12 protein-coding genes and 1 tRNA gene are annotated in these 14,562 nt (G+C 68.4%); 6 read left to right on the top strand and 7 right to left on the bottom strand.

The window, feature by feature from the left end:
- On the bottom strand, positions 1 to 1,055 hold a 1,055-nt coding region (locus NBV68_RS11120), incomplete at its 3' end, for a methyl-accepting chemotaxis protein (RefSeq protein ID WP_296309872.1).
- A 238-nt stretch (positions 1,056 to 1,293) separates the two neighbouring features.
- Here NBV68_RS11120 and NBV68_RS11115 point away from each other — a divergent pair.
- Entirely contained in the window at positions 1,294 to 2,328 is a 1,035-nt protein-coding gene (locus tag NBV68_RS11115) for a chemotaxis protein CheB (RefSeq protein ID WP_296309871.1), read from the top strand.
- A 60-nt stretch (positions 2,329 to 2,388) separates the two neighbouring features.
- A complete protein-coding gene (locus NBV68_RS11110) occupies positions 2,389 to 3,096 on the top strand; it encodes a VIT family protein (RefSeq protein WP_296309870.1) in 708 nt (235 codons plus the stop codon).
- Here NBV68_RS11110 and NBV68_RS11105 read toward each other — a convergent pair.
- A complete protein-coding gene (locus NBV68_RS11105; RefSeq protein ID WP_296309869.1) occupies positions 3,086 to 5,290 on the bottom strand; it encodes a GH92 family glycosyl hydrolase in 2,205 nt (734 codons plus the stop codon). The genes NBV68_RS11110 and NBV68_RS11105 overlap by 11 nt on opposite strands.
- Before the next feature lie 172 nt (positions 5,291 to 5,462).
- On the opposite strand from NBV68_RS11105, the gene NBV68_RS11100 reads away from it, so the two are divergent.
- The gene (locus tag NBV68_RS11100; RefSeq protein ID WP_296309868.1) at positions 5,463 to 6,302 is read left to right on the top strand and encodes an AraC family transcriptional regulator; all 840 of its coding nucleotides are present in this window, start codon (positions 5,463 to 5,465) and stop codon (positions 6,300 to 6,302) included.
- Here NBV68_RS11100 and NBV68_RS11095 read toward each other — a convergent pair.
- A complete protein-coding gene (locus tag NBV68_RS11095) occupies positions 6,284 to 7,822 on the bottom strand; it encodes an alpha-amylase family glycosyl hydrolase (protein ID WP_296309867.1) in 1,539 nt (512 codons plus the stop codon). The two genes, NBV68_RS11100 and NBV68_RS11095, sit on opposite strands and share 19 nt — an antisense overlap.
- Before the next feature lie 156 nt (positions 7,823 to 7,978).
- Here NBV68_RS11095 and NBV68_RS11090 point away from each other — a divergent pair, with 156 nt between their 5' ends.
- Positions 7,979 to 9,139: a cytochrome P450 gene (locus NBV68_RS11090; protein WP_296309866.1), complete on the top strand. Its 1,161-nt coding sequence runs from the start codon at positions 7,979 to 7,981 to the stop codon at positions 9,137 to 9,139.
- 2 nt (positions 9,140 to 9,141) lie between these two features.
- On the opposite strand, the gene NBV68_RS11085 is transcribed toward NBV68_RS11090, so the two are convergent.
- Genes NBV68_RS11085 through NBV68_RS11075 form a run of 3 tightly spaced genes read right to left on the bottom strand, consistent with a single transcriptional unit; the run spans position 9,142 to position 12,731 of the window.
- The gene (locus NBV68_RS11085) at positions 9,142 to 11,334 is read right to left on the bottom strand and encodes a TonB-dependent receptor (protein WP_296309865.1); all 2,193 of its coding nucleotides are present in this window, start codon (positions 11,332 to 11,334) and stop codon (positions 9,142 to 9,144) included.
- 39 nt (positions 11,335 to 11,373) lie between these two features.
- Positions 11,374 to 11,553 (bottom strand): hypothetical protein, encoded by a 180-nt coding sequence (locus NBV68_RS11080; RefSeq protein ID WP_296309863.1) that lies wholly within the window; start codon positions 11,551 to 11,553, stop codon positions 11,374 to 11,376.
- Positions 11,550 to 12,731: a PepSY-associated TM helix domain-containing protein gene (locus NBV68_RS11075; protein WP_296309861.1), complete on the bottom strand. Its 1,182-nt coding sequence runs from the start codon at positions 12,729 to 12,731 to the stop codon at positions 11,550 to 11,552. Before NBV68_RS11075 ends, NBV68_RS11080 begins: the two co-directional genes overlap by 4 nt.
- A gap of 273 nt (positions 12,732 to 13,004) precedes the next feature.
- Here NBV68_RS11075 and NBV68_RS11070 point away from each other — a divergent pair, with 273 nt between their 5' ends.
- Together NBV68_RS11070 and NBV68_RS11065 are read left to right on the top strand one after the other, a co-directional pair.
- Complete coding sequence (locus tag NBV68_RS11070; protein WP_296309859.1) at positions 13,005 to 13,988, top strand: lyase; 984 nt, start codon at positions 13,005 to 13,007, stop codon at positions 13,986 to 13,988.
- Complete coding sequence (locus tag NBV68_RS11065) at positions 13,985 to 14,386, top strand: c-type cytochrome (protein ID WP_296309858.1); 402 nt, start codon at positions 13,985 to 13,987, stop codon at positions 14,384 to 14,386. The genes NBV68_RS11070 and NBV68_RS11065 overlap by 4 nt, the downstream gene beginning before the upstream one ends.
- Before the next feature lie 14 nt (positions 14,387 to 14,400).
- On the opposite strand, the gene NBV68_RS11060 is transcribed toward NBV68_RS11065, so the two are convergent.
- Positions 14,401 to 14,477 (bottom strand) — tRNA-Pro (locus NBV68_RS11060).
- Positions 14,478 to 14,562: the final 85 nt, after the last annotated feature.

Below are 14,562 nucleotides of genomic sequence, written 5' to 3'. Positions count from 1 at the left end.
TCTTCAAGGCTGGCGGCCTGCTGTTCGTTGCGCAGCGCGAGGTCCTCGGACGCGGCGCGGATCTCGTCCGACCCGGTGCGCACGCCCGCAGCGGTGGAATGGACCGCCCCGATCATCGCCTCGAGCCGCGAAACCGAACCGTTGAACGCCTCCTGCAGCCGCATGTGCTCGCCCGAGGGCATCGCCGTTATGCGGTGCGTGAGGTCACCTGCCGCGAGGTTGTCGAGCGCGCCCGAGAGCGTTTCGACCACCTCGGCCTGCTCGGCGGAACGGGCACGGTCGGATATCATCGCCGCGCGGAACGTCTCGATGGCGCGGGTCATCGTGCCGATCTCGTCGGCACGGTGGTTGGTGGTGATCCCGGCATCGACATTGCCAGCCGCCATGTCGCGCATCGTTTCGATGGTGATGTAGATCGGCCCGAGCACCTTGCGGCGGAAGGCCAGATAGGCGCCCGCAAGGCCCCCCAGAACTATCAGCACCGCAATGCACGCGCCCGAAATGATCAGTATCTGGATAGCGGAATTCTCCTCCATCACCGACGCGGTCTGCTGCTCGCTGCGGGCCACAAGGTCGTTGATCGACGCACGGTGGGCGCGATAGATTTCCAGCAGCCTGCGGTGCGAGGCGGCCATTGCCGGCTGGTCCCAGCGCTTGGCCGCGGGCTTCAGCGACTGATTGACCTCCTCCCAGAAGGCTTTGCCGGTTGCTTTCGCGTTGGTCGCCAGACCGGCCTTCAGTTCATCCGACAACGGGCTTTGCGCCCAGCGGCGCTCGGCATCCCAATAGGCCTTCTCCAACTCCGCCAGCCGCGTTTCGTTGGTTTCATAGGCGTCAGGGTGAATGGCCATGATGCTGGCATTGGCGAAGCTTTCGACCAGGAACATCGGCGGCGGAAGAATATCCGCGCGGAAATCCGAGAGCAGCTGTTCCCCTTTGTCGAGCGCGCCGCCGTTGCGGATGTGATTGATCCCGATCCCGGTCAGCAGCAGTATTGCCGCCACCGTCGAGCAAAGCGTTATGCCGGCGATCCGGGAATATTTCTCGATCGTCATTGAACATTACCTTGTCATATGGCCGACGACTGGTCTGCGCGGGCGTGTCACAAGGTCTCATTTACGGGCGAGGTCCATAAGGTGGCGCTGCTGCGGCCCTATGCGCTTCCCCCTAAGGCCCTTGCGCGAATTTGTTCGGCGCTCGCCGCCTATTGCCACCACTACGCGGTGCATGTGCTGACGCCCTTAGGCGGACAGCTCGGCCCGGGCGTAAGCGCAATCAAGAGGCTGAGCGAACATGGCCAACGTACGGGTACTGGTAGTCGACGATTCCGCCGCGATGCGCGCGCTATTCTGCGACATTCTCGACAATGCCAAGGGCGTGACCGTGTGCGGCACCGCCAAGAACGCGGATGATGCCCGCGACCAGCTCGACAAGCTGAAGCCCGACGTGCTGACCCTCGATGTCGAGATGCCGGGCAAGAGCGGGATGGAATTCCTCGAGGAGGTGATGGAAACCCGGCCGATGCCGGTGATCATGCTGTCCTCGATCACCCAGGCCGGCACGGGCACCGCGCGCCGTGCGCTGGAGCTGGGCGCGGTGCACTGCTTCCCCAAGCCGCTGCATACCTCGCGCGAGGAGTTCGACGCGACCGTACGCCAATTGGGCAACATCGTGCTGAAGGCTGCCGCGGGCGAGCTGAAGCCGGGCGGCGAGGGGGCCGAGGGGGCGGAGAGCGGGGCGTCGAAGTACCGCTCCGACGGGCGCATCGTTGCGCTGGCCTGCGGGGCGGCGGGGATCGAGAGCGCGCGCCAGGTGCTCGCCGCCTATGACGCCGCTTGTCCGCCGACCATCGTGCTGTTCGATGCCGATCCGGCCGCGGTCGAGAATGCAGTCCGCGCGATGCGCCATTCGCTGCCGTGCCAGCTGGGCGATGCGGTGGACGGTGTCTCGCTCGAACCGGGCAAGGTGTGGCTCGCCCATGACCCGACCCGCCACGTGGTGGTCGAGGCGGGCGAGCCGCCGCGCCTCAGGCTGGTCGAGCGCGATCCTGTGAACGGCTGCCGCCCCTCGGCCGACCTGCTGTTCGGAAGCCTTGCGCGCAGCGGCCTGCCGGCGCTCGGCGGGCTGCTCACCGGGAACGGCAATGACGGGGTGCGCGGACTTGCGATCCTCGCCGAGACCAAGGGCAAGATTTTCGTCCAGCGCCCCGCTGACTACGCCCCGCGCGACCGCTATGACGCGGTGCGCGCGCAGGGGCTGGACCTGGCGGATCTCCGGCAGGAGGCGATCCCCGACTGGATTCTGGAGGCAACCAACGCCGCCGGCTGATCCGCAGCGCGCGCTTCGTTGCTTGCCTTGCTCGCAGCGAAGGCGGACAAGGTGTGCATCATGCCCACCGCGACCAGCGCTCACCCCGACGATCCGCATTTTGTCCACCGCAGCGGCTGGCTGCGCGCCGCGGTGCTGGGGGCGAATGACGGGATCATCTCGGTTGCCTCGCTGATCATCGGCGTGGCGGCGGCGACTCCGCAAGCGGGCCCCGTGCTGGTCGCCGGCGTCGCGGCGCTGATCGCGGGCGCGATGTCGATGGCGGCAGGCGAATACATCTCGGTCTCCAGCCAAGCGGATTCCGAGCAAGCCGATATCGCCCGCGAGAGGCAAGCGCTCGCCGCCACGCCTGCCGACGAGGAGGTCGAGCTCGCCGCGATCTACCGCGCGCGGGGCCTCAGCGAGGCGACAGCCGCCGCAGTTGCGCGCGAGCTGACCGCGCTCGATCCGCTCGCCGCGCATGTGCGCGACGAGCTGGGCCTGTCCGAACATCTCGCCGCCAAGCCCTTGCAGGCGGCGCTCGCCTCGGGGCTGACCTTCAGCACCGCGGCGGCCGTGCCGCTGTTGGCGGCATGGATGGCGCCGGCGGGCGCGATCATGGTGACGGTGGTCGCGGTATCGGTGCTGGCGCTCGCGGTGCTCGGCGCGCTCGGCGCTCAGGCGGGGGCCGCGCCGCTGGTGCCTGCGACCTTGCGCGTCGTCGGCTGGGGCGTCTTCGCGATGGCAATCACCGCCGCCGTCGGCCGCCTGTTCGGCGTCAGCGTCTAGCGCAGCCGCTCAGAACCAGCGTCCCGCCCTTGACCAGCGCGGCATGGGGGAGGGCGATGACGGGGTGGTCCTTGCCCGCCAGCGAGACGCCAACAGGCCCCTTGTCGCAGCCCGCCCGCGTAATCGTCAGCGCAGGCCGCCCCGGCACCCGCAGCACAGCGCGCGGGCTCAGCGGCAGGCCAGCGACATAGTTCGCGCTGACGGGATCGAGCGGGTAGAAACCCAGCGTCGCAAAGACATACCAGGCGCTCATCTGGCCTGCGTCCTCGTTGCCGACGAGGCCGTCAGGCGTGTCGCGGTAGAAGCTTTCCGCGATTCGCCGCACCAGTTCGGGCGTCCGCTCCGGCCGGTCGGTGAAGGCATAGAGCCATGCAACGTGGTGGCTCGGCTCGTTGCCGTGGGCGTATTGGCCGATCATCGCCTCCTGCCCGAGGTATTCGGCGCCCTTGGTAACCGGCAACTCGAAGAAGAACCGGTCGAGCATCGCGCCCGCCGCCTTCTTCCCGCCGAGCGCCTCCACCAGCCCTTGCGGATCGTGCAGCGCGGGCGTCCAGGTATATTGCCAGGCATTGGCCTCGGTGTAGTCGCCCGGGTTGTTGAGCGGTGAGGTCGGCGTGAGCGGGTCGAAGGGGTCACGCCACCGGCCCGCCGCATCGCGCCCGCGCGCGAGGCGGGTTTCGGGGTCGATCAGCTTGCGCCAGCTCTGCGCCCGCTTGCCGAAGCGCCGGGCCGACGCCTTGTCGCCGAGCATCTCAGCCATGCGCGCAGTCGCCGCATCGCCGATCCCCGCTTCGAGCGAGCGCGACACCGCCTCACCGCCAGTCACATCGGTCGGATAGTAGCCGAAGCGGTCGTAGAGCGACCATTGCGAGATCGAGTGGTCGCCCGCGTAGACCGGCGCCGCATCTCGGGTCGAGGTCGCGACCATTGCCGCCAGCGCGCGGCTTGCGTCGAAGCCGCGGAAACCCTTGGCCCACGCCTCGGCGATGACGGGCAAGGCCGGCTCGCCGATCATCGTGCCGGTCTCCCCGCCCCAGATCGGCCATTTGGGCAGACGCCCGGCGGCTTGCTGGTGATCGAGCAGCGAGGCGACGAAATCGTCGACCCGCTCGGGCACCAGCAAGGTGTAAAGCGGATGTGCGGCGCGAAACGTGTCCCACAGCGAGAAGGTCGAATAGCGCAAGGATCCCCGGGGCGCGGTGCGGATGCGGCCGTCCGGACCGCGGAAGCGTCCGTCGACGTCGCTCACCACCGAGGGGTGGAGGAAGGCGTGGTAGAGCGCGGTGGTGAAGATGCGCTGCTGGCGTTCGGGCCCGTCGATTGTCGCGCGGGCGAGCAGCGCGTCCCACTCGGCCTGCGCGGCGGCGGCGAGCGCGTCGAAATTCCAGCCGAACACCTCGTCGCGGTTGCCTCGCGCGCCAGCGGCGTCGGTGGTCGCCATGCCCGCCTTGACGAGCAGCACGCGCTCGCCCTCGGGAAGGTCGAAGGCGAGCATATAGCGCGGCGCGTCATCGCCTTCGCGCGGGGGCAGGGTCTCGACCGCGGCGATCGGACGGTTGAAGCGCACCGACCAGGCGATCGTGCGCGTGGTCCAGTTGCGGCGCACCGCCTCGCCCTCGAAGCTGTCGGGGCCGAAGCGGTCCGCGATGCTCTCGACCGGCTGCCGGTCGGTGCGGAAGGTAAGGCCGTGCTGGAGATCGACCAGCACCCACACCCTCCCGCTTGCCGAAAACGTGTAGCGGTGCATCGCGCTGCGCAAGGACGAGGTCAGTTCCACCTGCACGCCATTGTCGGGGAGGGTGACGGCGTAATAGCCCGCGCGCGCCACCTCGCCCGCCTTGCCGCTCGCCATGATGTCGCGGCGGGTGACCGACGGCATCAGCAGCACATCGCCGAGTTCCGGGATCCCCGTCCCGCTCGCCCGTGTGTGCGAGAAGCCGATGATCTGCGGGGCGCGGTACTGGTAGCCCGAAGTATATTCCCACCCCGTCGCGGCATTGTCGGGCCCCGGCTGGATCATCCCGAAGGGGCGCGAGGGGCCGGGGAAGGTGTGCCCGGTGCCGTCGTTGCCGATGAAGGGATCGACGTAGTGCGAGGGTGGCGGCGGCGGGGGAGTCTCGGGCTTGGCCTGCGCCGCAACGCCCATTGCCAGCAGGCCCGCGATCAGCGTGGCAAGGCGCTTCCATCCCTTCATGCGGCACACCTCTTCCATCCGGTGCGCATTGCTTAGCATGGTTCGCGCGCAAGCAAACGCGTCGCGGGTTGTGCGGCGGGGACGAAATCCTGTCCGATCCTTGTCATTGGCGAGGCCATCACCCTGACGCCATATTGACGCGACGCCCCCGCATCTGTTCTATCCTTGCCCTATGGACGCTGGCACCCTGTGCGAGCCTATCGCGCTCGATCCGGCCTCTTCGGTCAGGGTCGAGCGCGTCCTGCGCCCGCCCGTCTCGCCCGCGCCCGAGCCCTTCCCGCATTTTCACGAGCCGGCCGAGTTGATCTGGTTCGCACGCGCCGAGGGCAGTGTCACCACCGAATGGGGGGCGCTGCCCATCACCGACGGGACGCTGTTGTTCCTGCCCGCAATGTCCACACATGATTTCCGCCTCGCTGCCGGGGCGACCGAATGGGTGCTGGTGCATTGCGATCCCGCGCTCGGCCGGGACGATCCGGCGCTGGGCAGCGGCATCCTCGCCGCGGTACAGGCGATCCGGCCTGACGCGGCGGTCGCGGCGCGGCTGGCGGCGGGGTTCGACTGGCTGGTCGCGCTGGCCGAGACGGCGGGGCGCGCAGGCGATGTGCTGGCGCTCACCCGGCTGCTGTTGAAGGAGCTGCCGGGGACCGCGCCGCAAGCCGACATGACGGCCGCGGGCCGCGGCCTCCACCGGTTGCGTCCGGCGCTCGATCTGGTCGCCGGGGCCGATTTCCGGCTGGTGACGATCGAGGAGGCGGCGGCGCGCTGCCACCTCTCGCCCTCCTATTTCTCGCGCGTCTTCACTCGGGCTTTCGGGGTGGGTTTTGCCGAATATGCCCGCGCCTATCGCCTGCGCGCCGCGGCCCGCAGCCTGACGACCGAGGGCGCGCGGGTGTCCGACATCGCCTGGCGCAGCGGGTTCCAGACGCCCTCGCACTTCACCGCCGCCTTCCGGAAGCGCTTCGGCGTCTCGCCGAGCGACTTCCGGCGGCGCTATCTGGCAGGGCGGTAGAGCCCGGTCTGCCACGGCCGCAGCGCCTTGCGCTCGCCCGACAGAAGGTCGGGGCCGTTGCCCGCCAGCGCGGGAATTTCGGCGGGCAGTGCGGTGAGGTTGGCGATGATCACCAGCCGTTCGCCTGCAAACGCGCGCTCGACCGCCAGCATTCCGGCAGGCGCCTCCAGCACGCGCTGCGTGCCGCGCGCCAGCGCCGGATGGGCGGCGCGCAGGGCAGCAAGCTTGCGGTAATGGGCGAGCAGCGAGGCGGGGTTGCCGTCCTGCTCGGCGACCGACACGCCGTCATGATCGCGGGCATAGCGCTGGTCCCAATAGCGCTCGCCCGGACGCTTGTACCACAGCGCCTGGCCCGCGGCGGCATCGGTCGCGGACCACTTGAAGGCCTCGCGCACAGGGATGTGGTGTTCGTCTGTGGTGTAGCCCGCGTCGGTCGCGCCGCGCATGCCCAGCTCCTGACCGTAATAGATGATCGGCGTGCCCCTGAGCAGGAACATCAGCGCTGCTGCCGTGCGCAGGCGTTCGGGGCTGATGCCGGGATCGGAGGCGATGCGGCTGACGTCGTGGTTCTCGGCAAAGATCATCTGGGTCTTGCCCGCCGGGGTCACCTCGCCCGTGCGCGTGATCGCTGCGGCCAGCGCGGCGGCATCGAACTTGCGGATCGCATCGTGAATGGGGAAGGCGAAGACCGCGCTGACATCGGCGCGCGCGAGGTAGTCCTCGCCATATTTCCAGTCCCACTGTTCGGCGAGGAAGGCGAGGTCCGGATTGGCCGCGCGCAGCTTGGCGAAGGCGGGGTTCCAGAAGCCCTCGAACAGGTCGGTGAGCAGCCCCTTGCTGTCGAGATCGTACATCATGTGGTCGAGCCGGAAGCCGTCGACCCCGTCATTGAACTTGCCGTCGTTGTTCGGATCGACCCAGCCCATCAGGTAGCGATCGAAATAAGCGCGCACATCGGGATGTTTCATCGCGACCGTGGTGACGCCGTGGGTGTCGCGGTTGAAATTGGCGATTTCCCGCAAGCCGAAGGGCCCTTCCTCGGCGACGCCGGCTGCGCGGTCGTCCCACAGCATCCAGTCATTGTAGGGCGAAGTGCGGTCCTGCATCGCCGCCGTCCACCACGGGTGTCCCTCTGCAAGATACTGGAACTCCATGTCGAGGAACACCTTGATGCCCTTCGCGTGGGCCTCGGCGATCAGGCGCTGCAAGTCGGCGCGGGTGCCGTAGCGCGGGTCGATGCCTTCGAAATCGGTCGCGAAATAGTTGTGGTAGGTGCGCGAAGGGTAGAGCGGCGTCATCATGATCGCGGTCACCCCGAGCTGTTCGAGATAGGGCAGCGATTGGCGCACGCCCTCCAGGTCGCCGTGTCCGTCACCATTGCTGTCGCGGAAGCTGCGCTGGAAGATGTGGTAGACGACCTCGCCCTCGAGCACGTCGCGCGCCTGGTCGGGTGCTGCGGCGGCGGGCTGGGCGGCGAGCAGCGCGATGGCGGCGGCCAGGGCAGCAGAAGCGCGTTTCATCGGTGATCCTCTCTCTTATGGGTGACAGGATAATCTGTCCCATCCCTGTCGTCTGTCCGCCTTCCTTGCATGCGGCCCGCCAAAAACTGTCGAAACCATGCGCTCGGGCGGGTTCTGCGAGACAGGCGGCGGCGGCTTTGCTCAGGGGAAAGCGTGATGGCCGAGACCGATACAACTGACGAGACCCGCGACCCCTTTGGCGGCGCTCGCCGCCGGGATGGCGTGCTGGCGGTCGATTTTGCGGGCGAGACGATCCCGATGATCCTCGGCCACCGCGCGGTGCGGGCGGCGGCGCGCGACTGGCAGACCTTCAGCTCCGACGCGCCGGGGCGCGTGCCGATCCCCGAGGAGACCGCAGTGCGCACGGTGCGCCAGCTGCCGATCGAGACCGATCCCCCTGCACACAAGGCGTGGCGCGATCTCCTGAAGCCGACATTCATGCGGCCCGTGCAGCCCGCTTACATCGCCGCGATCGATGCTCTGGTGGCCCGCGCGATCGACGCTGCCGTCGCTGCGGGCGAGATCGAAGTGGTGCGCGGCTTTGCCCTGCCGCTGCAATCGCGCGCGCTTACGCTGTTGCTCGGCATGCCCGAAGACGCGGCTGAGGAGTGGATCGGCTGGGGCGTCCATGTCTTCCACGATGGCGACGATAGCACCGCCAAAGGCTCGGCGCTCGATCGCTATATCCGCGCAAGCATCGCGGCGGCGCGGGCGGCTCCGGGGGAGGATTTCTTCGGCGCGATGACCCGCATGGTGATTGGCGGCCGCCCCTTGACCGATGACGAGATGGCCGGGATCGCCAACCTCGTCTTCGCCGGAGGGCGCGACACCGTGATCACCGCAGTCTCGGCGATCATCGCCTTCTTCGCGGGCAAACGCGAGACGCTGGAGGCGCTATGTGCCGATCCCCGGCGCACCCCCTTCGCGGTGGAGGAATTCGTGCGCGTCACCTCGCCGCTCACCCATATCGGGCGGGTGTGCCCGCAGGGTGCCGAGGTCGGCGGTCACCGGATCGCGCCCGATGCGCGCGCCTCGCTGTGCTGGGCCTCGGCCAATTTCGACGAAACGGTGTTCGACGCGCCAGAGGAAATCCGCCTTGAGCGCGCGCCCAACCCGCATCTCGGTTTCGGCACCGGGCACCACAATTGCCTTGGCGCAGCCCATGCGCGCACGCTGCTGCGCAGCCTCATCCGTCAGCTCGGCGCGCGCACCCGCGCCATCGCGGTGCTCGATGCCGAGCCCGGCGAGGAGCGCTATGGCGATCTCGTCCGCACGGTCGGCTATCGGAGCCTCACCGTGCGGATCGAGAGCGCATAAGCTCAGAAGTCGTAGCTCAGCGAGGCCTTGAAGGTCCGCGGATTGCCGAGCTGCAGGTCCGGGCGGAAGCTGTCGAAGGCCGAGGCCCAGTAATCCGCGTCGGCGACATTATCGAGGCTCGCCCGCAAGGTCAGCGGCCTGCCCGCCACCACCGCGACATAGCGCGCGCCGATGTCGATGCGGGTCCATTCCTCGAGGAACAGGGTGTTGGCGATGTTCGCCGCCTGCTCGCCGGTGTGGACCACGCGGCCCGTGAGGGTGAGCGCGGGTACGAAGGGCACGTCCCATTCGAGGTTGGCGTTGACCAGATACTCCGGCACGCCCACGGCCTGCGCGCCTTCATTCACCCCGTTCTGGGTCCGGCGCAGCTTCGCGTCGATCACCGATCCGCCCGCGATCAGCCGCAGGCCTTCGGCAAGCTCGCCCGCGATGGTGAATTCCACCCCGCGGTTGCGCTGCACCCCGAAGGGCCCGAATTCGAGCGCGCCGGTGGTGGTCGGCGAGGGGCGCAGGACCGCGGTCTCGCGGTCGATCTGGAAGGCGGCCAGCGACATGTCGAGCCCGCCCAGCGTCAGCTTCCCGCCGATCTCGTATTGCTCGGAGACGAAGGGCGGCAGCACCGCGCCTGCATTGGTGACCGGCAGCGGCGTGCCGCTGACCGGGTCGGCCCCGCTGACGGGGGCAACGGCGCCCTGCACCAGCCCCTCGATCCGGTTGGCATAAAGCGAGAGGCCTTCGGCGGGCTTCACCACCACGCCGAACACGGGCGTGACCTTGCTCTCGTCGTACTCGCTCGTCAGCGCGCCGCCAAAATAGGAATAAGAGCGGGTGCGGATCGCCTGCACACGCAGGCCGGCGGTAACGAGGATGCGGTCCTGCATCAGGCCGATGGTGTCCGACACGAACCCGCTCGCCAGCCGGGTGCGGCCGATGGGGAAGGGGTCGGCCAGATCGCCGCCCGCGAAGGTCACGGTCTGCGAGGGCGTGACGGTGACGGGTGCGAAGAGATTGTTCGCTTCCGGCGAGAGCGCGAAGAACTGGTAGGCGTTGCGGTTGACCAGCCAGTTCATCGACCCGCCCGCATTGACCTCGTGCGTGATTCCGCCGGTGGAGAACTTCGCGCGCAGGCCCGCAGTCGCCGCCTCGTTGTTGTCGGTGCGCGGGATGAAGGAACTGCTGACCGTGATCTCCCCCGTGGACGCGTTGACCAGCGTCGGCGTGCTGTAGACCCCTTCCTCCGCTCCGTCGCGCGCGCCGAAGGCGGCGTAGACCATCACGCCGGGCGCGACGTCATACTCGATCCGCGCCTGTCCGAAGATGTCGCGCAGGGTGGTATATTGCCAGGGCTGGCCGAAATTGGTCGACGCGTCAGGGGCCTCGGGGATGACTGTCAGGGTGTTGACCCTGAGCTTGGGCCGGAAGTGCGACACCTTGACCCGCTGGTAGGCAAGGTCGAGCGAGGCGCGCAGCGGCCCCGAATTGTAGTCGATCGCCGCCCCCAGCACGGTGGTGCTGCGGAATTCATCGTCGATCGCCACATCCCCGCCGCGTGCGGTGCCGTTCACCCGGATGCCCCATTCCCCGCCCGCGCCCATGCGCCGCGCGATGTCGAAGCTGCCGCCGATGTGCTCGGGAGCGGTGAAGCCTGCGGTTGCGCGGGTCAGGTCAGCCGCGCCCGCGCGCTTGGGGATGAGGTTGACGCTGCCGCCAAGCCCCGTGCCCCCGGGCGCCGCGCCGTTGAGGAAGGCGCTCGCCCCGTTCAGCACCTGCACCGACTGGTAGAGCTCGGGCGCGGCCAGCTGGCGCGGCATGATGCCATAGAGCCCGTCATAGCCGACATCGTCGCCTGCCAGCGCAAAGCCGCGGATCACGAACAGCTCGCCCGCGATGCCGAAACCGGTGGTGGTGCGGATGGTCGGATCGTTCTCGAGCACCTGCCCCAGCGTCTGCGGCTGCTGGTTGAGGATCAGCGCCTCGTTGTAGCTGCGGATCGAAAAGGGCACGTCGGCCGCGTCCTTGTCGCCGAGCACGCCCACGCTGCCTGCCTGCTCCACGCCCGACTGGTTGGCGCGCTGGGCGGTGACGATGATGGTGTCGTTCTCCTCCGCCTCTTGCGCGGCTGCGGGAAAGGAGGGGAGGGCAAGCGCGATGGCGGTGGCGAGCAGCAGGCGGCGACGGATCGGAGAAGTGGTCACTTGGGGTTCCTTGTTTCAGGGAGGAGGGGGAAAGGCGTTTCAGCCGCGGCGCAGGCGCATCGCTGCGACTACCGCGATCAGTGGCGCAGCGAGCGCGGCCCAGGCCGCCGCGTCGCGACAGCCGTCACCGGTCAGCGCGATGACGAGCCCGGCGATTCCGAGGACGAAGATCGCCAGTGGCCAGGCGAAGATCGCAGAGAGGGCGCGTGGGCGGCTCATTCGGCGGGCTCGGCGACACGCGCGGGCTCGGGTGCGGCCATGGCCGGGGCGAGGGCCTTGCGCTTGGCGAGCCACAGGTAGAGCCCGGTGCCCAACACATGGATCGTGAACAGCGTCAGCGCCGCCCACAGCAGCTTCAAGGGCAGCCCGCCGTAATCGCCGAAATGCAGCGGGCGCGAGAGCGAGAGCGCCTGATAATACCACGGCATCGCCCGCGCAGCGGTGAAGGCACCGGTCTCGGCATCGACCAGCGCCGGGGTCAGCAGGCGCTCGGTCAGCGGCGTCGCTCCTTGAAAGAACACCGCGTAATGGTGGTTCGAGCTGAAGGTGCCCCCCGGAAAGGCGATGAACTGCGGGTTGTTGCCTGGCAGCCGTGCGCGGGCGGCGGCCATGGCTGTGTCGAGCGAGCCGTAACGCGCCGGATCGAGCGGCGCCCGCCCGGCATATTCGCGGGTCATGGCGACCAGTTCGTTGGCCTTCCACGCGGCTTCGATGGGCACCGCAAAGGCATTGATCACGCCGGTCACCCCCACCACCAGCATCCACGCCAGCGCCGCAATGCCGAGGAGGTTGTGATAATCAAGCCACTTGGTGCGGGCGCTGCGGCTCACCCGCAGCGTGCCGAAATCGAGCTTCCGCATAAAAGGCGCATAGAGCACCACGCCCGAGACCAGCGCGGCGACGAAGCACAGGCCCATGACGCCCAGGAACAGCATGCCCGGCAGGCCGAGGAACATGTCGGTGTGCAGCACCAGCAGGAAATGCATCACCGCAGCCACGCCGCTGACGCTCTCCTCGCTGACCGCGCCGATCAGTTCTCCGGTCGAGCGGTCGAAGGACTGGATCGTCATCTCGGCCGCCGGGGCATCGGGGCGAGGGCCGGTGGTGATGGTCATCGAGGGCTGGTCATTGTCGAAGGCCATGTAGAGCGGTACCTCGCCAGGCCGGTTGGCGAGCGCGCGGGCGAGCATCGCGTCGAGCGGCAGCAGCCCCGCGGCTGTGCCCGAAGAACCGACGCCGGGCATGCCGTAGGTCGGCTGCTCCTCGGTCAGGCGGTCGATCTCGTCATGGAAGATCAGCGGCAGGCCGGTCACGCACAGCATCAGCAGGAAGGCAGTCGAGACGAGGCTGGTCCACTTGTGGACCAAGGCCCAGGCCTTGATCGACCCGCGCGTCATGCGGCCGCCCCGGCGGGGAGGCGAGCGGCGCGTGCGGCCGCGGGAATGGCGTTCAACATGCAAAGACCCCTGTCCTGTCGGGAGCGAGTCGATAGCGCCGTGTCGATCTGATGTAAATGCGAGTCAGTCGCATTATTAAAAATGGCATGCTCCGCTGCCTGCACTCCCGTCGCAACCACAAGGCCGCCTGCAGCACGTCCGCACTTTGTGGCTGACTTGGTGGCCGAAGCGCGCCACTCTGGCGAAGCTGCTAAACCGATGGGAGAGATCGACATGCGTTGCCTGATTGCCGGGCTGATCCTCGCGGCTGTGCCTGCCGCCGGTCTCGCGCAGAATCCCGCCGCGCCCGAGCCCTACGTCTTCGAGACCCGCGTGATCCAGCTGCCCGAAGGCGCGCGGCCGCATGATGCCGCCCCCGGGCGACCGGGTGAAATATGGTACACCGCGCAGCGCCAGGGCGCGCTCGGGATCGTCGACATCGCCAGCTGGACCTTCCGCCAGGTGCCGCTCGGCGAGGGTTCGGCCCCGCATGGCGTGGTGCTCGGCCCCGACGGCAAGGCATGGATCACCGACGGCGGCCAGAACGCGATTGTCCGCTATGATCCGGCCAGCGAGGCGATCGACGTGTGGAAGCTGCCGGAGGAGACCGGCTACACCAACCTCAACACCGGGGCCTTTGACGGCTCCGGTGTGCACTGGTTCACCGGGCAGAACGGGATCTACGGCAAGGTCGATGCCAGCGGCGCGATGGCGGTGTTCAAGGACCCCGAGGGCCGCGGCCCCTATGGCATCGACGCCGCGCCCGATGGCGAGATCTGGTATGTCAGCCTTGCCGGAAGCCACCTCGCCAAGGTCGACCGCAAGGATGGCAGCGTCACCCTGATCGAGCCGCCGCACGCAGGCGCTGGCCTGCGCCGGGTGTGGGCGGATTCGCGCGGCGACCTGTGGATCAGTGGTTGGAACAGCGGCAAGCTCTATCGCTACGCCCCCGCCACCGGCGCCTGGACGAGCTACGACCTGCCTGGCAACGCGCCACGCGCCTATGCCGTCTATGTCGACGCGCGCGACGATGTGTGGGTGACCGACTTTGCCAGCAACAATACTCTGGTGTTCGATCCCGACAGCGAAAGCTGGGTTGCTACCATCCCCGGCAGCGGGCCCGACGCGCAGGTGCGCCAGATCCTCGGCCGCGGCAACGAGGTCTATCTGCCCGAATCCGGCACCGACCGGCTGATGCTGGTGACGCTCGGCGAATGAGGGGTCGAGGGCTCGGCTGGCTGGCGGTTGGGGGACTGGCCTGCCTCGCGCTGCCGGCCACCACCACCGCGCAGCAGGCCGCCACGCCGTCTGTCTCAAGGGGCGAGCGGGCGTTCCAGAAATGCTACGCCTGCCATGCGCTGGGCGAGGATGACGAGGGCGCCGAGGGCCCCTCGCTGGGGGGCATTGTCGGCCGCAAGGTCGCGGCTCTCCCGGGCTATGCTTATTCGGGGCCGCTACGTGCCTATGCCGACAAGCAGCCGCGCTGGACTCGCGCAGAGCTCGATGCCTTCCTCGCCGATCCGCAAGCCGCTGCGCCGGGCAATGCAATGGGCTTCTTCGGCATCAAGGATCCGGCAGAGCGTGCCGCGCTGATCGATTATCTTGCCGCGCGGTAGCGGCAGGAAAGAGGTGGTCGGGGAGACAGGATTCGAACCTGCGACATCTTGCTCCCAAAGCAAGCGCGCTACCGGACTGCGCCACTCCCCGACACTCTTTCATCTCGCCCGCCCCGCCCCGGTGGGCCCGGCAGGATTCGAACCCGCGACCTAGCCGTTATGAGCGGCCAGCTCTA

The sequence above is a fragment of the Erythrobacter sp. genome (assembly GCF_023653175.1).
In the GTDB taxonomy this organism is placed as follows: domain Bacteria; phylum Pseudomonadota; class Alphaproteobacteria; order Sphingomonadales; family Sphingomonadaceae; genus Erythrobacter.
Note: the sequence above shows the minus strand (reverse complement) of the source record. Positions and strands in the feature narration are given on the sequence as shown.

Bases quoted from the DNA above. Each gene is read 5' to 3' on its own strand.
- NBV68_RS11115 (WP_296309871.1), top strand. From the start codon at position 1,294: ATGGCCAACGTACGGGTACTGGTAGTCGACGATTCCGCCGCGATGCGC.
- NBV68_RS11110 (WP_296309870.1), top strand. From the start codon at position 2,389: ATGCCCACCGCGACCAGCGCTCACCCCGACGATCCGCATTTTGTCCAC.
- NBV68_RS11105 (WP_296309869.1), bottom strand. From the start codon at position 5,290: ATGAAGGGATGGAAGCGCCTTGCCACGCTGATCGCGGGCCTGCTGGCA.
- NBV68_RS11100 (WP_296309868.1), top strand. From the start codon at position 5,463: ATGGACGCTGGCACCCTGTGCGAGCCTATCGCGCTCGATCCGGCCTCT.
- NBV68_RS11095 (WP_296309867.1), bottom strand. From the start codon at position 7,822: ATGAAACGCGCTTCTGCTGCCCTGGCCGCCGCCATCGCGCTGCTCGCC.
- NBV68_RS11090 (WP_296309866.1), top strand. From the start codon at position 7,979: ATGGCCGAGACCGATACAACTGACGAGACCCGCGACCCCTTTGGCGGC.
- NBV68_RS11080 (WP_296309863.1), bottom strand. From the start codon at position 11,553: ATGAGCCGCCCACGCGCCCTCTCTGCGATCTTCGCCTGGCCACTGGCG.
- NBV68_RS11075 (WP_296309861.1), bottom strand. From the start codon at position 12,731: ATGACGCGCGGGTCGATCAAGGCCTGGGCCTTGGTCCACAAGTGGACC.
- NBV68_RS11070 (WP_296309859.1), top strand. From the start codon at position 13,005: ATGCGTTGCCTGATTGCCGGGCTGATCCTCGCGGCTGTGCCTGCCGCC.
- NBV68_RS11065 (WP_296309858.1), top strand. From the start codon at position 13,985: ATGAGGGGTCGAGGGCTCGGCTGGCTGGCGGTTGGGGGACTGGCCTGC.